This window comes from Acidianus sp. HS-5, assembly GCF_021655615.1.
In the GTDB taxonomy this organism is placed as follows: Archaea; Thermoproteota; Thermoprotei_A; order Sulfolobales; family Sulfolobaceae; genus Acidianus.
In genome coordinates this window covers 1,004,736-1,024,935 of the sequence record NZ_AP025245.1, presented here as the reverse complement: position 1 = coordinate 1,024,935, position 20,200 = coordinate 1,004,736, and the positions used below count along the sequence as shown (strand labels likewise).

The following is a 20,200-nucleotide window of genomic DNA, read 5'->3' as shown; positions in this document are numbered from 1 at the left end:
GAAAAATCAGCTTTTTTCCTCTATCCTCTTTATCTTAACGTTTTTATAGTGTCTCTTAATTATGGCAGCAAACCTCGGGTTTTCAGTAATCAAAGTGAACCTTACCTCCTTAGCCGAAGTTGAAAGCTTAAGTAGTTTCTCTATTTCTTTTGGGTCACTGCATTCTATGACGTACATAATCTTATCTTATCTTTTTCAGGTTAATAAACTTCCAGTATTACTTGAAAATGAGTAATACTCAATTTAATGTAAAGCAAATAATTATAAATTAAAATAAATTAACGATGGCTGAGGCAGAAGACATAAATGTAGGTTATTGGTACTCAAAACAGCATGGGGTATTATTAGATAACACTTATAGAGCAAAGCTCCAGGTAGCTAAGGACCTTAATGTGCCTTATTATTCAGTACAGATGGCTGCTAAGTTACTTAGGAGTGTGGGACTTAGAGTAAACTACCCTAGCCTATTAGCAGCAGTGTACTTCCTTAATAAAAATCAATTAAGTTATAATTATGTAATGAAAATCCTTAGGACAAGAAGGATAAAAGGAAAAAACTGTTTAAGTTAACTTTAGCTATGCTTAAGCAAACGCGGAATAGTGTACAGCAGTTCAGCTATGAAGACTCCAGCCGACACTGAGAACATTAATATATTAGCGATTACTGTTATAAGAGAAGGACTAGCGAAAGTATGTATTAATATTCTGAAGAGTAATAATGAAAAAGCTCCGGACACTGCAGTAAGGATATAATCTAACAATAGGCTGTTTTTGTGTTTTATGATTGTATTTTTAGCAACTGGTGGATTATTTACAACAGTATCTGCCCTCATTACTGCTTGGACGTTATTTTGCTTTTCTACATGGTTATCAACAGTTTTTTCAGTAGGTTTATCTGCAATTTTAGTAATCCTAGCCGTATTTTTTACGGTCTCTATTTTCGCTTTAGGCTTTACCTTCTTTTGTTTCTTCTTTTCCGCTTCTTTCACTTTGTCGGGATCTGGAGTAAAGAACCCTCCTAATAAGTATGAGAACGCCCCGATGAAGACCGATTCAAGACGTATGCTTTTTGCTGGGTAGAACGCTAGAGCTAACGCTATCCCTATTATTACCACTCCTAACAGTATGTCAGGAATTTTGTAACTGTCTATGAGCTTATATGATAGCAGACCTCCAACCAGGACGTAGATCATTTTCCTGAAAGATAGTTCAAAAGCCCCTGAAGATAGCTTCTCGTCCAGAAAACTAGTGTCTTCTAAGATCAAAACTTCTTTAACCCTGACCATCCGAACCACCTAATTTTTCTAATAATATCTCTCTAACAATCTGAGACACAGAAGCACCTTTCTTCTGTGCCAATCTCAACAACATATTATAATGCTCTTCATCAAGATACGTAATTATAGCCTTCTTCATCATTCGCCTCCCCAGTGTCCCGTCGTCTTGAACATCTCAAATTCCTCAGATGTAGGCTGAACTTGGATCCTTAGGACGTATTTTCCTGATCGTATTATACCCCTTCCTTTCTCTGCCGTAACCAACTCTTCAGCCTCCTCATTCCTTAGGTTGTATATTTCCTTGAGCGTAGGGATCGCAGACTCGTTTTGCCCTAAAAGGACCGAAGTAGCTGCCTGTTCTAATATCGTCTTCCCCGCCTCATTTTTGGCTACGTCCTCAGGACGTTGCGTAACAAACATTAATCCTTTGCTATATTTTCTCGCCCTCCTGGCAAGGTTCTCTAGAATTCCCATAGTTGCAGGATAGTTAACGAACAACCAGGCTTCATCTATGAAGAAGAAACCTTTGTTCTTGTTACTAAACAGCACTTTAGTAAACAGGACTGAAAGTAATGACATTACTAAAGCCTTAAGCCTCCTGTTGTTGCCTAGTTTGTTAAGCCCCACTATGACGTTCCTCGTAAAATCTATCGTGCCCCCGTTAAACACGAAGGTGTCCGGAGGAGCGTCCATTACAGCTAAGTAGTTGTATATCTCTGGGTCTTTCTGCTGTAATATAGCTAGAAATTCTTTGGTATCAGTGGTACTTATTTCGAATAAGTCTTTCCTCAGTTTATTCCTAAGTACTATATCGTTCTCAGGCAAGTAGAAGTCTGCGAGTAGGTCTGCTACTTCCTCCAACTGTAATAGCCCCTCCGTCATAAACCTGATAGGGTCAAGCCCCAACTTCTGTCCTGGTTGCACTATGAGGGGCTCGGCGCCGAATAACTTCGAGTGGATAACGTACTCGTTTTCGGGGTCTATCCCTGCTATATATAGGCCTTCATACTTCTCTTTGAGACGTTTAAGCATAACTTTAGTAGTCATACTTTTTCCGCTCCCAGTGGCTCCTAAAATTACAATATTATGATTCTGTCGTCTGTACGGGTTGAATATTATAGGTGACCCAGAATCTGATACCCCAAGGAAGATCCCTCCCTCGTCGACTAGGTTCTCATTGATGAACGGATAAAATGTTGCTGCAGTTATCGTATCTACATACTTAGGTATTATCTTATTAGCGAAAGGGATAGGCGAATTCACCTCAACACTATATTCATATAACGTCTTCTGGAAGAATACTGGTATGTCAATATCTAACAGCCTTGATTTAGCTACTAATTTCAATTGATTGTACTTTTCTTTAAGTTCGGCCTCATCCTTTCCGTAATAGACAAACCAGACATAATATTCTAGGAGCTTTGCGTTTCCTCCTATTACCGCTTGAAGCTGTTTTACTTTTTCTAATTTTTGTAATGTATAGCTTGAGGAATCTGTGGAAGCTATGGATTCGAGTCTACGCCTAACAGTGTCTACCATCGATGCCGATTTTATAGGATCTAAGCTTCTGAACTTAAGCACTATCTCGTCAGCGAGGTCGAAATACTCATAAAGGAACCCCTCAGGTAAGAGCAAAGGATAACGATATACTACAGCACTTTGTGCCAAAAGCCCGTTCTCTAGTTTTACGTACCTGGGATACTCCTTAACTACTTTGGGTCTAGAAGGAGCATCTATCTGCCTTGCGTTGAAGAACTCATCGCTCAGCTGAACGTCACTCTTCACTATAAATTTATAGAAAGTTATTTCAAATACTTCATTTTCATATTTGTAAGTATCGGTTGATTTTTTGATAATTATAGTCCCATCATTGATGACATTCAGCATCTCAGTAAAAGTTCCCTCAATCCTATCCCTCTCTGCATCGCTTAATAGTTCGAAAGGTGTAGGGTCTACCTCATACCAATAGGAAGGCTTCTGCGGTTTTTGCTTAACCTGCTTCTGTTTAGGCTTTTCCTCCTTCTTACCTAACGAAAACACTATATCACCATAAGAATATATTGTAAGTTTATTAACCGAGTAGACGCCCTTTGGAAGTTAATAAATTTCCAGCTTAGTATTTTGGTGATAGGAAATTCTAAGCGTAAGCACTCAGACCATATTAAACTACCTTTATGATGCGTATAACTACCTGGTTCAGGTCATAGCACATATACTGCAAATAACTATATTCCAAGCAGATCCAGGGTTAGCTACACAGTACGCTACGCTGATATCTTACTTAATCCCACTTACTGCAGTGTACATTATCCTAGTGTTCGCCAGCGGTCTGAAGAAGATTTTAGGATATCTAGTAGCAGCCGGTTGGGGTTTCATAATTCTAATGTTGATCTTAGCGAAGGTGGGCTAAAATGGTGAGGGAAAATGAAGAGAAAAGAAAGAATAGTAGGGATAATAGGGGTAGGACTGCTGATAATAGGGATACTGATGTTGATCCGCTGACCGATTTCATTCCATATGTCATATCACAAGGTAAACTACCTAGAAGAACTAGAATATTCATAAAATTGTATGGACTATATTGGAGGGTGAAAAGGCTTGTTCGGAAGGAATAAGTTAAACTTTTTCAGTTACGAGGTGTTCCCCAGGGTAGATACAAAATACAATGCAGAATTCCTATTGAGGGTTTTAGGGAATGTTTTTGCATTAGGGTTCTACAGAGACGAAAAACTATTACATATTTACGTCAAGACTATTGCAACTGATAATACATTACGTCAATACTTCGATGTAAAACAAACGGAATACCCTACTAACTTCAGATATTTCGCTTTGGCTAAGCTAAAGAGAGAGAAGGACTTCTACGAGATCCATGAGTTTAGTGATTTGCAGAGCTTCCTCAGCAGCTTAGAAGCAGGACAGGGAATGATGATCTGGTTTAGTTTAGAGCCAACATTGAAGGAATTACACTACGGTAGAATTAGTAAATTACAGCAACTGGCACAACAAGGGAGCGAGATGCATAAACAGCAAATTCAGCAAATCCGTGATAAGATGAAAGACCCGCTCTACTTGATCAAGCTAATTCTTCTGGATAGCGAGAGAAAGAGGCTTAAACTGACGGCCAAACAGTTTGAAGCTTACAGTACGCTGAGGCTGTCATGGGAAATCCCGCTCCTTAAAGTAAGTGATAATACAATATATAAGATAATCAACGCCCCACCGAAACTATCATATTTCTACGCTCTCTTAAACGAGAAGAAGTGGGTCCACGTCCCTAAGAGTAACGTCTCACAACTCTTGATTATTCCGGATCCCAGCGTATTGCCTACTACCGTAGGAAGAGGAGCTCCATTACCAACAGTAATTCCAGAGAGGGAGGGCTTCCGCGTCGGCATAAACCCAGAGACAAATAAAGAAGTAAAACTGGAGCTGGAGGACCTACAGAGGCACATGTATGTCATTGGGGGAACCGGTGCTGGCAAAACATCATTCTTAGGAACGCTGATAACCAATTTTATGAAAGCATACCCGGAAAGCGTAGTAGTACTCATTGATCCCAACGGCGATTTTGCTGAACAATTGGCTTCGGAAATGGCCAATTATGAGAAGCTAATTTATGTAGATCCCGTTCAAGCAACTGTAGCCGTCAACCCGCTCAGTATCCCAGACGGGATCCCAAAGGACCAAGCGGAGCTGCTAGCAGAGAGCAATGTAAAAGAGATCTTCGAACAGCTCTTTGCTTTGAAAGCAGGAGCTGTTTACGTAGAATACGTCATTATCAACGCATTAAAGATCCTGTATATGAAGTCAAGGAACCCAACCTTCGCCGACCTATACGATATTATCCTGAAGTTGAGGTCTGGCGAGCTTGATCTTCCCGTCAACGACCCAACATGGGAAGAGAAACTGCAACAGTTCCAAGAGTTAGAAGAAACTACTTACGTGTCCGCTTTAAGCAGATTAGAAGAATACGCTACTAACCCATTATTGAAGAGGCTGTTCTCATCGGATTCAATAGTAGACGTCCTGGAGCCAGGTAATTTGATAGTAATAAATGCAAGCAACGCTTACATCGGCGACAAGGCGTCGTTCCTAATGATTGCAGGCTGGGTATATAAGCTGTGGTATTCTGCACTGATAAGGAGGGCACTAAGGAAGAAGCTAATCCCTGTACTGACCGTTATCGACGAGTTTGAGGTCATCTCTGACTTGTCAATAGTAGATACTATCCTCTCACAAGCGAGGAAGTTTTACATGCACCTTGTCTTGGCACATCAGCATACCGGCCAGCTGAAGCCCGAGATGCTGAAGTCAATATTCAGTAACACGGCTGTCAAGGTGCTCATGAGGACGGCGGGTGATGATGCAGAGAACTTAAGCAAAGTGGATCGTGACTTTGCAAGTAAAATAGAGAGAATACTTCCGAAGCTGGAACCTGGGGAAGCGGTCATGACAGTGATGCCGAGGAAACAAGGCGACCCAGCTACACCGTTCAAAGTAAAATTTGATTATACAGAGCTGAAGTTCGACCAGAGCAAATTGGATAGCATAATTAAGAGAATGAAAGAGAAGTACAGGGTCGAAGAGATAAAAGACGACGTCCTATCGCTAGTAAATCCATTATTTAAATACATAGAAAAACCGAATCCGTTAGAACAACAAATACTTTACAATATCTATATATCAAGAACCGAAAGTAGTAATCACAGCATCTATTTAGTAGACTTGTTAAAGAAGTTAGGAGTGGACAGGGACAAAATTGAGAATGTGATAAATAAGCTAGAAGCTGCCGGTTACATAAGCGTCGAGAAAATAAGGAATAAGAAATTATTGATATATGGAAAGGGCTTGTTTGGGAACGTTAAAAGTGTTGCCCCGTCGGAAGAGGGAAGAAAACTCGCAATGAAAGTTATGTTGAGATATATGAGAAATAAGTACTATGTAGCGACTGTAAAGCAGACTCCAGACTTAGCAGCTAGGCCGGATCTTGTCGCTATCCCTCTAGATCAGAACTATACATTGAGATATGACCAAACAATTGCTATCGAAATCGAGAGCTGCAACGAGATTAATGTTCACCCTGAGCAAGTAGTAAGGAACTGGCGTAAAGAAAGCGTCAGAGACTTTGCGGAAGTGCACAGCTGGACCTATGAAGAATGTTTCAGCAAGTTACAGGAGCTCTATAATCAACTTTCTGATGAAGAGAAGAAGAAAGTGAAAATCTACGCTTTGAAAGTAAAGAAGACTGAGCAGAAAGAAAAGAATATGACGTTAACCGGGGAGTTAACGCAGAGGAAAACTAAAGCTGTCCAGGGCGAAAGTAAAGCTGTAACTGCTAACAGCAGCATTGTCGCTACAACTAGTACTGCAAATAACAATAATAGCAATGGAAAAGGACCAGAAGGACCTAAGCCCGCTGAAGCAGACACTAGCAGCGCTACCGCCACAACTAACACTAATAGTAATAATGGAAAAGGACCTAAGTTAACTGGGGAGTTAACGCAACAAGGAAGAGTGCAGCTTAAGGGCATAACAATAGATATTATCGGAAGGGAGGACAGTAAATATATTGTGCAGATCGGCAAAGACAGATATTACATAGATAAGGAATATATGGAAATGCTACTGAAGATAAAAAAAGATCAAGAGTTAGTCCGTGATATAAAAATAGAAGACCTTAACTTAAAGATAGACTTTGGAGGGGCGGATTATACTATTCCTTTGGTGCCCTTATGACCTTATCCTTAAGTAACTCCAATTTTTCAGGTAGCAAATAGTACCTCCTTCTTCCGTCACCTAAGATCCTGGCCCTCTTAATAATACCGTGTTTGGCCATCTTCCATAATATTATCCTTAAATAACCTACGTCTTGCGTCTTTTTGTAGTACTCTTTTGCCGTTTCACACTCTAAGATAAGCCTAGTTATCAAATCCTTCTCATTAATAATATCAACACTCTTAAGTATGAGGACTATGCAGTTCTCTATTTTAGCTTTAAACGTCTTAGCTTTATCAGGATATACTATCAGTATTTCATCTTCAATTTCCTTACTCTTCTTCCTCTTTTCATCCTTTTTCTTTACTTCTTGCTTATTTTCTTTATTTATAACACTGTCCTGTGAATTATTCTGTATATTCGTATTTTGGTTTAAGTTACTCTCACTCATGATTCCCTATATAATATAACCGAAAGTTTAAATACTCCACAAAATGCTAAAAAATGCAGAAGTTTTATACTATAAGTTATTCAATGCGGTTAAAGTTTTACTGGATGAGACGGAAGTTTTATCGAATGCGACGCAAACTTTATCCGATGTTACTCGTTGCACCGCGTTTCATCTCTATACCCCTAATCTCTAATTTTTTTCTATAATCTAAACAAATTTCTATACCCCAATTTCGGGCTTTCCGCCCGCCTCCTTTTTGCTTACTCTTTCTCTCTTTTTCCTCCTCTCTAACTCACTACTTTGCTTTTGTTTACCATACTCTTAAACTCTGTTTTGCAGCCTCTGCTTTTCTGTTTATTCTTTTCTTCTTACTAAACTCTAACTCTCTGCTGCTTACAGACTTTCTAACTCTTCTAACTAACGCTCTGCTTACCAACCCTAAGCAGCTTCTCTTCTGTTTTGCTTTTTCTGCCTTTCTAACTGTCTCTAAGTAGCTCTTCTTGCTCTTTCTTCTAATCTAACTCTTCAAAACTCTCTAACTATTCCTACTAACTTACTCTAAGTTCCATAATTTACTAGCTCTCTTCTCTTACAAATCTGCTTTTTTACTCTTCATTTTATTCAGTTCCTAACTTTACTATTCTCTCTGTCTAAATACTTCTATTCTAACTCTGACCCTACTAATCCTTTCTACTCTCCGATTCTGCTTTTTCTTTTTGCCTAATTGTCTTCTGTAGCTTTTCAATATTCTAAACTGTCTTTCTTCTCTCAATTCCGTAAGCTTTCTAATTACATTCTCTTATATCACTATAACCTCCTACTTACCACTATTTCTCCGAACTTACCTAACTTAGTTTTCTAGCTCCTTAACTCAGTCCCTATTTTCTAGCAAACTCTCCTATACTGTTAATACTATCTTTTTACACCTTATACTTCTCCTAACTATCTTCATACTCTGATCCTACTAGCATTTCTATTCCTTACACTACTTGACCTTCATTTTCCTTTCCCTCAAGATTCTGCTACAATAGGAGCTTTTTTATAAAATCATCTAGATTACTTTTATACATTTTGTATGTTTCAGATAATATATTATAAGAGTTCAATTTCCGATTAAATCTTATACCACCCTTTTTAACTAGTCCCTCTATCTCATTTTTGTCAAGTATGAAATATTCCACACTATTAAAATCTATTATTAATACTATTATAAAATAGTCAAAATCTAAATTATGTATTATTGCAGTCTTATTAGGCAGAACCATACCTTGAACTTTGATCCTTACTTTAGACTTTTCAGTATCTATAATTATGTCTGGCCCATGAGCTACCTTTTTCTCGCTCACTTTTACATCTATTCCGTACGATGTTAGATCGCACACAATCTTATTTATCGTCATTTCATGAATTTTATCCCTTATGCCTATCAGATTCCCACTCACTTTGTATTTCTGGATCTCTTCATATAGCTTAATGAACCCTTCACAATACTTATCCCTTTTCCTCAATAAGGATAGTATAACCTCCCCCGGCTTATCGTATACCGCTCTTCTGATCTTCTCGTACCCATTTTTCTCCAGCTGGGATATGAGGTCGTCGGTAACCGGATTCGACTCGGTAAGGAGTTTGTTAATGAAGACTTCTGCTTCCCTTACTATTTCATCTTCTTCAACTATTAGGTTAAATTCAATATTCTTACCGGTAATTGCACCTTCACTTAAATTTGAGGAACCTATTACGGCGATTTTCTTATGCCCGTAATCGAGCACGTAGACCTTGGGGTGGAACTCATTACCGCCATTGTACAAGTAAACGTTACATCCCAGCTTTCTTAACTCCTTGAGCCCCTCAAGTTCTGTTATTCCGAAGTCTAGAGAGGCTATTATTAAACATTCCTTAGTATTCTGTAAAAATTCGCTGAACCTGTTAACGCCTGATTTCTTAACGTAAGCTACGGCAATCTTTACCGCTCTGACTCCGGAGTCTATGCATTCTAAGAGGTTAATGCAAGGTTTCATAACAGTTTTTATCATTATAAAATAATAAAACTTCATGAATAACATATAGTACTCCTCCGAGGTTTACAATCCTAGTAAGTACTTATCGTTAAGATGAAAGTAATAAAATCTGAAATAAAAATTAATGTTATAATTATTTTATAATTACTACAATAAACTGTGAATTTTACTTATGACGTAATTTTATTTATCTATTAAATAAGATATTTTTAAATACTTCCAATTGTTTCTGAATACTTATGGAGAAATATTTAACTCCTACTAAAGTAGCTGAAATATTCGGTATGAGTAGGAGCGGTGTAATAAAATGGATTAAGCAAGGTAAAATTCTAGCTATTATGATTAACGGTAGATGGAGGATTCCTTATGGTGAAGTTGAAAGACTAATAAAAACTGGTGGAAAAGATGCTAGAGTGGACATTCTCGAAATAGAGAATAATAGGGAAAAAGGAGGCAATATTAAGAATACAACTAATAGTTATGGTGATTAAAAATGTCCGAGGAGAATAAAGATAAAGATTCACTAAAAGATAATTCATCTACACAACAAATTCAGCAAGATAGTCAACAAGTAGCCCAACCTTCTAATATCTCTATCTCGCAAGTACAACAGAATGTTCAGCAAGTACTCCAGGTTTCTAATTCAGTTAATGCGCAACAGATTCAGCAAGGCGCTCAACCACAAACTCCACAACCTAATTACATTGGTAAGATAGTAATATCTAATCAGCAACCTGCTAAGCATAATGAGTTTTATGTTTGGGTAAATAAAGATGAAGACATAGACGTTGGTTCTACATTCCTTGTTGCAGAGGATGGTAAGAATAAGATAATAGGTTTAGTAGTTGATTCTTACTCTACATCTACATCAGAAGACCCTGTTTCGGAGTTTTATAGTAGTAATGTTGGAGATCCTTTAGCTTCATCGCATGTAGAACCTAGAGTGATTACGATATATAAAGTAAGGGCTGTAAGGAGGGATCCACAAATAGTTAAGCCACCGACGTCAAGGATGAGAGTAAGGTTTGCTAATCAACAGGATATTGACTTCTTAAATCAGACAATTAAGCAGCAAGATAGAGTGTTAGCTGGTTTCGTGTACAGTTTTACTAATGCTGATGATCCTAACAGTTGGATTCCTCTCTACTATGATGCAAGATATATTGCGGGACCAGAAGGAGCACATGTAATGATAACTGGAAAGTCTGGATTAGCTGCAAAAACAACGTATGCCTTATTCCTAATATTTTCATTCCTTCATTGGGCTAAGATAAATAATAAGAAAGTTGCAGTGGTAGCATTCAATGTAAAACAGTGTGATTTATTTAAGATAGGAACAATTTTACAATTACAGTCGTGGAGTGATGTGGAAAATCTTATAGGTAACTATTTTGCGAACAAACCAGAAGTAGCTTCTGCTAATATAGGTTTATGGAGGAGAATAAGGCAAGAATTTGCCTTAAATTCACCATCTGAACTTATACCCAGAGATAATGCTGGGAATCCAATGCTATATTATTGGACATATTCACAAAACGATGCATGCCTTAGGTATGTTAACAATACAAATTTAATACCCAATATATTTAGCTATGGTATTAGAGATCTTAGTCTTGAAGAGCTTGAAGAAATTTTATCTGGAGGAGACTATAAGAATTTAAGTGCTGCACAGAAGGACTACATTGATGCATTAACTAAGTATATAAGTAACCAGATAGGAAATCAAAACATTACATTCCAAAGATTACTCCGTGACGCAAGCAATATTGATCAAGCATTACACCAGCTAGATGAGTATATAAAGAAAAAAATTACGAATAAACCTAATAACATTTTCACCAATGTTCAGGGAGCTGGTACAACCTATGCTCCTTCTACGATCAGGGTTATAGCTAGAAAAGTAGCTAATTTCATCGATACGAATAAGGATTTTGGCTTAGAAATATATAGACAGACAGGTATGCCAATAACTGATGCGGACATTCATGAAGGTATTAATATAATGCAATTGAATTTTGACAACGAAGCTATGCAAAGATTAATTTTTAACAATGTATTAAAGCAAATTCAACAAATTCAACAATCACCACAACCTTTCGATCATGTTTTAGTATTTGTAGACGAGTTAAACAAATTTGCACCTAAGAAATATGACTCACCCATAAAAAAATCAATAATAGATATAGCAGCTAGGGCAAGAAGCCTTAATATAGGGTTAATTGGAGCTCAACAATTTGCTTCCCTAATAGATGAGGAAGTCTATGGAAACGCCTCTACTTATGTGATTGGAAATACCGATGATGCTGAACTTAAAAATGAGGAATACAAGAAATTCGGAGATCTGAGAAGTTTAATTCCAGAGTTGATGCAAGGAGAAACTATAATATACCAACTAGCTTCCTATAATTCTCCAATAAAGGTTAGATTCCCAATAATGTTACATGAGCTTCAGTGACTTACCATGAGTCGGAGTTCGTTTAATGAAGATGAATTAAGAAAATGGATTAAAGATAATATACACAGATTTCCAAATTTGGGATTTGCTGATGAGGATCCAGAAGAGGAGTATGTTGCACAAGATACCATAACAGATTCAGAGCTTATAGATACTCTAAATCTCTCGGAAATGCCTGCTCTTTCAAAAAACCTAATTTTTGTAGATGGCGTAATGAGATATAGAGTAGTAGGGATAATGAATGTGCAAAGTATTCAAGTGCCTTTAGTAATTGCGAACATGATTGCGGGAGCGATGAAATTAGAAAATAAAGAATTATATCCTCTAAAAAAGAAAGAGTTACTAGTAGCTATATTTCCTTTTGGAGCAGCATCTAAACTAATAGGTCATTCAATCTTACCTTTTGGCATATCAGTTATAGAGAGCGGATTTGTCAAATTTGGAAATTTTATAACTAATCCCGATAGGGAAATACTCTTCTCTGATACTACTATTACCTTAGGTGAATACAAAGATCAGAATGAGCAATTAACGAGAAGAACTTTAATTAATGAAAGCGATCTAATAGCTTCTAGCAAGATAATATCTACAGCTAAGAATAGAATAAAAGAGATTCTAAGAACTCTTGAATTAGCTTTAGTAATAGATATTACAAAAACCATAACTGATAACGACTTAGTAATTGTTGATGGACCTATAGCCCCGCTATTTAAATATGCAGGGCTAGTTGATCTAAACTTAAGGGGGATAGTGAGAGAATTAAATAAAGTAAAGAATGCAGCTGATGCATATAATATACTAAAAGGAATAGTTGGTGCAGTTAAAAAAGTAGTTAAAATTCCATCTACTTTAACCACTAATTTTAGTGGAATAACTAATGAAGCTTATATTTATTTATGGACTAAGCTTATAGATGACCAAGTTGAAGGGAAAGAGGAAAATTATATTGCCACTCATATTTTGAGTTCCATTTTTAGGTTAAGAGGAGAACTTATTTCAGAGAATTACCCAGTCTTCTCGCCTACTGCAGGTTTAGTAAGATTAGATATACCGTTACCAGCAATTATAGACAAAAATGAATGGATAAATTGGATAAATAAAAACTATGAGGAAGTCGATGACCAAGGTAAAATTACAATCAAACAACTACTCCAAAATAATGTAAATAATAGTAGATCAAAGCTAGCTGAAATATTAAATATTATTTACAGTTTAAGATACCCAATACCGTCCTCTACTCCTTACAGAAACTTAGTTGAACTATATCCTATAAAGGAAGTTGAAGATTGGTTAAAGGCGCATTTACTTAGTAAATATGATATTGCTACTGTTGGACTATCTTAATTAACTGATTTTTCTCATCTATTATCTTCTTTAACTTTTCCTTTAACTCATCAATATTATATCCTAATGCCTCAGGATATTTTTCTGCAACTTCAAGGAAAATCTTTGCTATCTCTCTCCTTCCTTTCTCATTCAAACTTCTAGGTCTTCCTTCCTTATCATAATTTCTCATTCTGGGATCCCTTGATATTTCCAAAATCCTCTGTTTAGCCCACTTCAGTATAGGATTTGTTGGCATTTTATCAATCTTTACCACTGTGCAAACCCAACAGCCGAATCTAACGTCTGAACTTAAAGCACAACCACAACTATCTTCCTCTTTAACCTCATATAACTCAAGTAAGTAGCTGAAATCTTTTCCATCCCATCTCTTTCTTATCTTAAGGAAATTAAATACGTCCTCTGTAGTCCAATCTAAAATCGGCATAATGATCGGATTTCCAATCTTTACTATTTTCTCCATTTTCCCATAATGCTTGATATTCTTTGCCCTTTCTGCGCTTTCACTCCTCCTAACACCCGAAACCTGCACGAAGTTCCCTAATTTTCGCATAAATTCTTGCATAGGCCTTATCTTCAACCTAGCCATACACCACCTGAAACGGTGGTTTGGAGCAGGGTATCCTCTCTCTACCATCATTGTGATAAAGTCTTCCCTGGGGGTAAGCCTAACTGGTTCAATATTATCAAATTCCTTTAAACTGTTTAATGCCTCTAAAGTCTCCTTTCTTAATGTAGGATGTTCTAAAAGTGTATCAGAATATACTACATATAGTTTAGGTATTCTTGCACCTCTCTTCATTGACTCGATTAATAAGCTAAGGACAGTAGTTGAGTCCTTTCCTCCGCTAAAACCTAATTCCCAGGGTATTGTAGGATCCAACTCTTCGGATATATCAACAATAAAATTTATTGTGCTTTCAACTTTCTCTTCTAAATCCATAGGAAAAACTAGATCCGCTGGTTAAAAAATTTTACTTATAAAAAATATTTTAATATATCGTTATAATATAAAGTGGAATATATACACAATAGATGAAGAAACTCTTATGAGGAGTATTAATAGCCGTTTTTGTTATATTCCCATATCTATAAGGAGAAATTTAGTCTATTATTTACTACTACTAAGAGCTAAATCACTGGAAAATAAAGACTGAAAAACTTAGGCCCAGGGTAAGAAGTAATGTAAAAGGCCTTTCTTCACTCCTAAAAATTTTTCTAAAAGTGAAAGTGAAAATTCAATTAGCTTAAACAATTGCTATATGTTAGCTTATGTAAAAATTCGTAAAATTGAAAGTGAAAAGTGTGTCATGTTTTGTAAGTTTTGTGCGTGAAAAAGTTTCAGTAGTAGTTATATATACTATATCTCTTTATAAAGAAGTTTGAATTTTTACTCAGTAAACTGGGGAGTTTACTCTAGTAATCCTAATTTCTTTTATACTATAATGCCTTAGGATAATTTCATGAGGTAAAAACGATGTCTGGAATTATCACCTGTATTACAGTTGTCGCTTTAGTAGCTAGCATCATTATTTACTTTATGCAATATAGGGAGATGAGGAAACAGAATTCAATGCTTAAGCAACAGCTGGAAGAGATGACAAAGAAGCCTAAGCTAGAGGTAGGCTTTGATTATTCTGCCCTTGATAACCCAGTAAATATAGGTAACATAGGAAAGGCAAAGTTTGTTAGAGTTAAGGTTTATAACAAAGGAAATGCGACAGCAAGGAAATGTATTGCAAAAGCAGAAATACAGAGAAACGGAAAATGGGAATCGTTTGGTGGAGTTCTGCTTCATTGGATTAGGTATTGGGAAGGAGTATATGGCATAAAAGAACAATTTATGCCAGTAGACATAGTAAATAATGATAATGAAATAGCGGATTTAATAATAATAGTCGGAGCTCTAACAACCAAATATATACATACTTTTCCACATTACCGTATAAATTTTAAAGAAATACATTACCGTATAATTTTATTATCCAATGGACTAATCGTAATAGTACCGCCATATTCACCATATAATAATTCGATACTTAGATGTAATAGGAACCCAACAATAGATCCAATAGATCCAATAGATTACAGAGCAATAATTAGGAAAGATGATATTATTAAGGTTACGATATATTGCGATAACGCAACGTCCGACTCCATATGCTTAAAAGTAATAAACAGTCTAGATTACTACTTAATAAATAGTCATACTGTGAATAATTTCCTTAGTAAAATCACATGCCCATAGTACTAGTTTGAAGTGGAGTGGGGTAGTTTTGTCGTAATACCAGCAGATAATACTATATACTTAACATTACCTTATCTCAATTTCTTATTATGGCAAAGGTAATCAGTGTAGAAAAGAGGAAGGAGGGAGATAAGACAATTTATAGGATTAACTACGAGAGTGGCCTTTCAACCGTAATTGAAGCTGAAGGAGGTTTTGAAAAGGGCTTTAAAGTTGTCAGTATAAGTTACTCCCAAGGTAGTATAGCGGTTGCTATCAGAGCGGGAACCAGAGAGGAGTTTAATGCAATTACTGCTTTGATGTACTTGATCGATGATTTAGTTGTAAGTTTAGGCCAGGGTTTGGTTGAATAACCGAAAAAGTAAGGGGAGTTAATAGTTCTGCTTACAGTACCCTGACCCAGTACTTCCTTCTTTTTATTATATTATTATTTGGTTAGATAGTTACTTTTACAGTATACTATAAGGGGCAACTTTTACCCTGTATCTGTTCACGTCCTTATTTTTGTAAGTTTCAATAAGTTAATCTCTTCATAAGGAATGTTATTTTAGGAATAATATCTGTTCACTTCCTTAAAAATTGTAAAGTATTTTTGTTCACGCGTTCTCCTTTTAATTTCTTTCTTTTAGAAAGAAATAATAAATGTCTTTATTTCTTGGCCACTTTTTACATATAACTCCCCGGTTAACAGAGTAAAAATTGGAGAAAATTTGTTGTAAAATGAAAAGAATTTTTTGAAATTAACTGAGAGTTAACGCATATCATGAATATTTAATACTAAAGTGAGAAAAATTATCGATAGAAGAGGGAGTTTTACGTTGAGGCCTGAGGATATTTAGGTTTGTAGGCCCAGGCTTCTAATAACGTCGACGGGATCTTATATCCCAGGCCCTCTATTACCTTCTTTAAAAAGAGGAATATCCTATCAAATTGAAAGGTGAATTTTGTAACTTCTACCAACCTCTGTAGCCTGGACAAAAGTTTAGAATAAATCCACCCGAGAAGGTTATCTAAATCGTTAAAGAACTCTACCTTATGCTTTTGCAACATCTCCTTGGCTCCGGGAGTGGCGTTATACACTACAACTGCGGGGAAGACGTGGTAGCCCTTTGCCCTCAGCTTATTTACCACCTTATATACGGAATTAAGTTTAAACTTAAGTTGGGCCGGTACGAGGGGCTTGGACGTCTGTAGTGAAAAGTATATTACGAATGCGGTTTTACGTTCTCTCTTATTCTTGTCTTCCGTCCAGGGGTCGTGAAGCTCCACTACTAAGATCCTGTCACCGTATCCCGCGTATTCCCATCTAACGTCTCCATTCTCATCCCTGAGCCTCGACATAGCCCACGCAGGCAGTAGTTTTAGCTGCAGCATGTCCTTTATCCCGAATATTTCTTTCCTTATCGTTGCAACTCTCTCTATCAACTCACTCCTAATCCTGAAAATTTCGTCAAGGATTTTCTGTCTGTCCACGTCAACTCACCACGTTAACCGGGGGGTTAACGCAAAAACTCCACTATCCTTGTTTGCTTACCCTGGACTTTCGTATGGCCCAGAAGCTCTGTTATTTTACGTCTAACGTAGTTGTAATCCCCTATTTGCTCAAATTTACCAAGAAGCATTGTAGTAATGTCGATCCCTTCAAAGTTCCACTTTACTGCTTCCCTGAGTTCTCTTTTCGTCGATATACCTAGGTACCAGGTCTTAGCGTTCAACCTTTTAGCAAACTCTACAAAATCGGCAATCTCATAATCTCTGTACTTCTCATTTGAAGCAAAACCCAACCAGACTTTTGTAAAGCTGCTTAGCTCTCTATAAATCCTTACTACTCCTTCATCTAATGAATGAACTGGAATAATGTATTCCACATTATTCGGGATCCAGAGCTTATGGTAGATGTAGTCGGGATATATCGCTATTTTGATAGTACTCCTCAAGGACCAGAGCTTCTTCAAATAAATGTGATAATTTCTCCTGAGTAGGTCCTTTTTACTGTCGAAAAACTCAGGGTATACTAAGATGTTAGGGAAGTCTTTCCTTATTCTCTCACCGTAGACCGTATGACCCATAGCTATTAGCATTCGTTAACCCCCCAGTAAACGCTCTCTTTTGAGAGAGTATCCAGTTGAAGAAGGATGAAGAAGATGAGTACCAGAGTAATGCTTATTATGATATTTGAGAATAGTTTCATTGACCACCCCTCCAGCCATTAGCCCTCTTTTTTTAACTTGTTGAAACTGTAACAATTTCTTTCAATTTGTCTATGTAACTTAGGAGTGGTAGAAATACGTTAACTAATTGTTGTTTAGCCTTATCTGTGAGTATATATCTGCCATCAGAAGTCTTTTGTATAAATCCATGTGCTAATAACCATGTTATGTTCTCATTATATGTTGTTGAGCTCATCTTTAGTGTAGACACTATTTCCTTATCGTTTTTCGGACCGTCTAATAAGATCAGTAAGATTTTTGCAGATGGAAGAACTAACATGTCTCTTATTTTCATATGATACGTTACGCGTATCAAATATATAAATCTTATTATACGTGACACGTAGCAGTTAGCATATATTCATTACGGAATAATTGTATAGTTTTACTACGTGAAACGTACAGAGTTAACAGAAATGCAACAAAGGGTATTATTATTTCTGCTAGAAAATGATGGATCAGCCTTTAGGGACATATCAGATAAGACAGAGAGTAATCCCAATGCAATAAAAAAGGCTATAGACGAGTTAATGGAATTGGGCTTGGTTTACGATAAGAGAGAGGACACGTTCCCAAGAAGGAGGCTTATATTTTTGACTGACTATGGAAAGGAGGTTGCAAAGAGACTAAAAGAAATAGTAAGCATAATGGAGGAAAGTATTAAGCATCCACAAAGGCCGTCAGTAGAAGTCTAATCTAAGTTTAACATTTTCTTTACTATTTCATATTTGTTTTCTTTAAACTCTGTATAGATTATTTCAATTCTAGTCTTTGCGTCATTTAGATCTTTTGATTTCTTTAACTCTATTAAAACAAAATCTAAGCAGTCTTCGAATCCTTTCATATAACTATCTTTATCCATTTTAGATCAAAATATACAAAAGTGATAAATATCGGTCAGAGAATTCCGAAAGTTAAAATTCTTTATATATTGTCATCCATTCAGATTTGTACATGCAAATTACTACTCTCTTCAAAAAGTCTTCTCTACCCAAAATAACGCTCGGTACTAACTCTTCAGGAATTAGACTGTATTCCATAATTGCGGCGTTGAATATCTCACTTATATTGTCCAACTGGGGAAACGTAAATCTAAAGGAGTATCTTTCGTATTCCTTATTATTAATAACTACCCTGCCAGTATACTTTGTTTTTAGGTCATCTTTCGTAAAACATTCTTCTACTGCATACTTATTAATTATCGTATACCTACTACCAGTATCTATCAATCCTAAAACAATTTTCCCTCTTTCGATTTTAGGACATTCTAACTCGACTTGAAGCAATGGAATCTTATTTTCGTAAAAATCTGAAAAATTAATGGCTTTCAGGATCTTTTTTGAGGGATTTAGGGACATATATTATATCGTAATCGGCTATGCTATAACCTTTTTTATTTAACTCTCTTTCTAGCTCTTCTCGGGAATCACCATAACCTATAATATTGAATTCTCTATCAACTGCAATGAACTTACCTAGATATTTAGGATCCCTCACTATCAAACTTTCAGGCATAATATTAAACTGTTATTCTAAGAATATCAACTTTCTTTACGCTTTACGTATAGCAAAGTTTTTATATTTGATACGTTATACGTATCATAGTGATAACAAAAATGTCCGTCCAAACTTTCAAAAACTCTGTTAACTCCCCAGTTAACGGGGAGATAAGTCAAAAGGACCTTCTTTTTTTAATCGAGTCTTTAACCAAGGAGGATCGTGAAAAGATATTCAACAAGTTTTCGAGCGACTTTAAGGGAGTTTTGAGTAGGTCCGCTATGTATAAACTTAGCAAGGGAAGGACTCACTTAGGGAATGATAGAATATTATGGTTGATAGATAATAACCCTGAGGCTAGAGAATTCGTCTTCAGATTATTGAAAGAGAGAGCGAAGAAGACACTGCAGATATTAGCAGTTGTAGGAGTTGATGAAGATGAGTGAGCAGGATTTGTCAGATTTATTCAAGGAACTAGACGCAGAAATCAGGGAATTATTATCAACGGTAAAGATGCTGAAGATAGACTTGACGACAGAGAACGCGGACGAAGAGGCTATGATAACCAGACTACAGAGGTCATTATTTCTGGTCCAAAAGATTCAAGCGGGCCTATATTCAGTTAGTTTGAAGGGTGCTATAAATGATCTTTAAAAAGAGAAAAACTGAGGAGAAGAAGCCAAGCGAGAGAGTACAATATTTGCTAATGAAGTTTGAAGATTCTATAAGATCTAATGACGGTGCTAGAGCGCGCTTTTACTATGAGGAAATTATCGAACTGATAAGGAAGGTGTGTGATGAGAAATGAGGGTAATCACGTTCAAAGTTGAAGAGGACTTGTTAGAGCAACTGGATATGTATGCTATAAAATACGGGTTAAACAGGAGTGAAGTGATAAGACTAGCAATAGAGCGCTTACTAAAAGACAAGACAAATAAAGAGATAGTTCCTGCGGCCAGAGTAGAGAAGATGAGGCTGTGAAT

General features: G+C 36.5%; 25 protein-coding genes and 1 pseudogene. 13 read left to right on the top strand and 13 right to left on the bottom strand.

What is annotated here, in order from left to right; genetic code table 11:
* Positions 1-6: 6 nt before the first annotated feature.
* Entirely contained in the window at positions 7-177 is a 171-nt protein-coding gene (locus HS5_RS05555; protein WP_236753178.1) for a hypothetical protein, read from the bottom strand.
* Between the two features lie 107 nt (positions 178-284).
* On the opposite strand from HS5_RS05555, the gene HS5_RS05550 reads away from it, so the two are divergent.
* Positions 285-569, top strand: a complete 285-nt coding sequence (locus tag HS5_RS05550) for a hypothetical protein (protein WP_236753177.1) — start codon at positions 285-287, stop codon at positions 567-569.
* 2 nt (positions 570-571) lie between these two features.
* Here the strand turns inward: HS5_RS05550 and HS5_RS05545 are convergent, their stop codons facing one another.
* Genes HS5_RS05545 through HS5_RS05535 form a run of 3 tightly spaced genes read right to left on the bottom strand, consistent with a single transcriptional unit; the run spans position 572 to position 3,316 of the window.
* A complete protein-coding gene (locus HS5_RS05545) occupies positions 572-1,285 on the bottom strand; it encodes a hypothetical protein (protein WP_236753176.1) in 714 nt (237 codons plus the stop codon).
* Positions 1,272-1,418, bottom strand: a complete 147-nt coding sequence (locus HS5_RS05540) for a hypothetical protein (RefSeq protein WP_236753175.1) — start codon at positions 1,416-1,418, stop codon at positions 1,272-1,274. Before HS5_RS05540 ends, HS5_RS05545 begins: the two co-directional genes overlap by 14 nt.
* Complete coding sequence (locus HS5_RS05535; RefSeq protein WP_236753174.1) at positions 1,415-3,316, bottom strand: ATP-binding protein; 1,902 nt, start codon at positions 3,314-3,316, stop codon at positions 1,415-1,417. Before HS5_RS05535 ends, HS5_RS05540 begins: the two co-directional genes overlap by 4 nt.
* Before the next feature lie 371 nt (positions 3,317-3,687).
* Here HS5_RS05535 and HS5_RS05530 point away from each other — a divergent pair, with 371 nt between their 5' ends.
* Positions 3,688-3,891: a hypothetical protein gene (locus tag HS5_RS05530; RefSeq protein WP_236753173.1), complete on the top strand. Its 204-nt coding sequence runs from the start codon at positions 3,688-3,690 to the stop codon at positions 3,889-3,891.
* Positions 3,875-7,015 carry a DUF87 domain-containing protein gene (locus HS5_RS05525; RefSeq protein WP_236753172.1) on the top strand — a complete coding sequence of 1,047 codons (3,141 nt, stop codon included), beginning with the start codon at positions 3,875-3,877 and terminating at the stop codon, positions 7,013-7,015. The genes HS5_RS05530 and HS5_RS05525 overlap by 17 nt, the downstream gene beginning before the upstream one ends.
* On the opposite strand, the gene HS5_RS05520 is transcribed toward HS5_RS05525, so the two are convergent.
* The gene (locus HS5_RS05520; protein WP_236753171.1) at positions 6,993-7,445 is read right to left on the bottom strand and encodes a hypothetical protein; all 453 of its coding nucleotides are present in this window, start codon (positions 7,443-7,445) and stop codon (positions 6,993-6,995) included. The genes HS5_RS05525 and HS5_RS05520 overlap by 23 nt on opposite strands.
* A 1,022-nt stretch (positions 7,446-8,467) precedes the next feature.
* The gene (locus HS5_RS05515) at positions 8,468-9,463 is read right to left on the bottom strand and encodes a phospholipase D family protein (RefSeq protein ID WP_236753170.1); all 996 of its coding nucleotides are present in this window, start codon (positions 9,461-9,463) and stop codon (positions 8,468-8,470) included.
* 239 nt (positions 9,464-9,702) lie between these two features.
* Here HS5_RS05515 and HS5_RS05510 point away from each other — a divergent pair.
* The 3 genes and pseudogenes from HS5_RS05510 to HS5_RS05500 all read left to right on the top strand — a co-directional run.
* Positions 9,703-9,867 (top strand): annotated as a pseudogene (locus HS5_RS05510) (helix-turn-helix domain-containing protein); the annotation flags it as partial.
* Between the two features lie 89 nt (positions 9,868-9,956).
* A complete protein-coding gene (locus HS5_RS05505; protein ID WP_236753169.1) occupies positions 9,957-11,918 on the top strand; it encodes an ATP-binding protein in 1,962 nt (653 codons plus the stop codon).
* Between the two features lie 6 nt (positions 11,919-11,924).
* On the top strand, positions 11,925-13,262 hold the full coding sequence (locus HS5_RS05500; protein WP_236753168.1) for a hypothetical protein: 1,338 nt from the start codon (positions 11,925-11,927) through the stop codon (positions 13,260-13,262).
* Here HS5_RS05500 and HS5_RS05495 read toward each other — a convergent pair.
* Positions 13,243-14,205, bottom strand: coding sequence for a phosphoadenosine phosphosulfate reductase family protein (locus HS5_RS05495; RefSeq protein ID WP_236753167.1), 963 nt, complete (start codon positions 14,203-14,205; stop codon positions 13,243-13,245). The genes HS5_RS05500 and HS5_RS05495 overlap by 20 nt on opposite strands.
* 534 nt (positions 14,206-14,739) lie before the next feature.
* Here HS5_RS05495 and HS5_RS05490 point away from each other — a divergent pair.
* Together HS5_RS05490 and HS5_RS05485 are read left to right on the top strand one after the other, a co-directional pair.
* Positions 14,740-15,510 carry a hypothetical protein gene (locus tag HS5_RS05490; RefSeq protein WP_236753166.1) on the top strand — a complete coding sequence of 257 codons (771 nt, stop codon included), beginning with the start codon at positions 14,740-14,742 and terminating at the stop codon, positions 15,508-15,510.
* A gap of 89 nt (positions 15,511-15,599) precedes the next feature.
* Positions 15,600-15,863: a hypothetical protein gene (locus HS5_RS05485; protein WP_236753165.1), complete on the top strand. Its 264-nt coding sequence runs from the start codon at positions 15,600-15,602 to the stop codon at positions 15,861-15,863.
* Positions 15,864-16,323: 460 nt separating this feature from the next.
* On the opposite strand, the gene HS5_RS05480 is transcribed toward HS5_RS05485, so the two are convergent.
* The 3 genes from HS5_RS05480 to HS5_RS05470 all read right to left on the bottom strand — a co-directional run bounded on the left by HS5_RS05480 (position 16,324) and on the right by HS5_RS05470 (position 18,015).
* Positions 16,324-16,983, bottom strand: a complete 660-nt coding sequence (locus tag HS5_RS05480) for a hypothetical protein (protein WP_236753164.1) — start codon at positions 16,981-16,983, stop codon at positions 16,324-16,326.
* A 26-nt stretch (positions 16,984-17,009) separates the two neighbouring features.
* Entirely contained in the window at positions 17,010-17,591 is a 582-nt protein-coding gene (locus tag HS5_RS05475) for a hypothetical protein (protein WP_236753163.1), read from the bottom strand.
* Positions 17,592-17,733: 142 nt separating this feature from the next.
* Positions 17,734-18,015 carry a transcriptional regulator gene (locus HS5_RS05470; protein ID WP_236753162.1) on the bottom strand — a complete coding sequence of 94 codons (282 nt, stop codon included), beginning with the start codon at positions 18,013-18,015 and terminating at the stop codon, positions 17,734-17,736.
* 97 nt (positions 18,016-18,112) lie between these two features.
* Between HS5_RS05470 and HS5_RS05465 the strand changes: the two genes are divergently transcribed.
* On the top strand, positions 18,113-18,415 hold the full coding sequence (locus tag HS5_RS05465) for a MarR family winged helix-turn-helix transcriptional regulator (RefSeq protein WP_346729553.1): 303 nt from the start codon (positions 18,113-18,115) through the stop codon (positions 18,413-18,415).
* On the opposite strand, the gene HS5_RS05460 is transcribed toward HS5_RS05465, so the two are convergent.
* The 3 genes from HS5_RS05460 to HS5_RS05450 all read right to left on the bottom strand — a co-directional run bounded on the left by HS5_RS05460 (position 18,412) and on the right by HS5_RS05450 (position 19,235).
* Positions 18,412-18,564, bottom strand: a complete 153-nt coding sequence (locus HS5_RS05460; RefSeq protein ID WP_236753160.1) for a hypothetical protein — start codon at positions 18,562-18,564, stop codon at positions 18,412-18,414. The two genes, HS5_RS05465 and HS5_RS05460, sit on opposite strands and share 4 nt — an antisense overlap.
* A gap of 70 nt (positions 18,565-18,634) precedes the next feature.
* Positions 18,635-19,078 carry a hypothetical protein gene (locus HS5_RS05455; protein ID WP_236753159.1) on the bottom strand — a complete coding sequence of 148 codons (444 nt, stop codon included), beginning with the start codon at positions 19,076-19,078 and terminating at the stop codon, positions 18,635-18,637.
* Entirely contained in the window at positions 19,038-19,235 is a 198-nt protein-coding gene (locus HS5_RS05450) for a DUF5678 domain-containing protein (RefSeq protein WP_236753158.1), read from the bottom strand. Before HS5_RS05450 ends, HS5_RS05455 begins: the two co-directional genes overlap by 41 nt.
* 89 nt (positions 19,236-19,324) lie before the next feature.
* On the opposite strand from HS5_RS05450, the gene HS5_RS05445 reads away from it, so the two are divergent.
* From HS5_RS05445 to HS5_RS05430, 4 genes are read left to right on the top strand one after another with little or no spacing between them, the layout of a single operon-like run.
* Positions 19,325-19,663, top strand: coding sequence for a hypothetical protein (locus tag HS5_RS05445; RefSeq protein WP_236753157.1), 339 nt, complete (start codon positions 19,325-19,327; stop codon positions 19,661-19,663).
* Positions 19,656-19,871, top strand: coding sequence for a protein D-63 (locus tag HS5_RS05440; RefSeq protein WP_236753156.1), 216 nt, complete (start codon positions 19,656-19,658; stop codon positions 19,869-19,871). The genes HS5_RS05445 and HS5_RS05440 overlap by 8 nt, the downstream gene beginning before the upstream one ends.
* Positions 19,861-20,025: a hypothetical protein gene (locus HS5_RS05435; RefSeq protein ID WP_236753155.1), complete on the top strand. Its 165-nt coding sequence runs from the start codon at positions 19,861-19,863 to the stop codon at positions 20,023-20,025. Before HS5_RS05440 ends, HS5_RS05435 begins: the two co-directional genes overlap by 11 nt.
* Entirely contained in the window at positions 20,022-20,198 is a 177-nt protein-coding gene (locus HS5_RS05430) for a ribbon-helix-helix protein, CopG family (RefSeq protein WP_236753154.1), read from the top strand. Before HS5_RS05435 ends, HS5_RS05430 begins: the two co-directional genes overlap by 4 nt.
* Positions 20,199-20,200 lie beyond the last annotated feature (2 nt).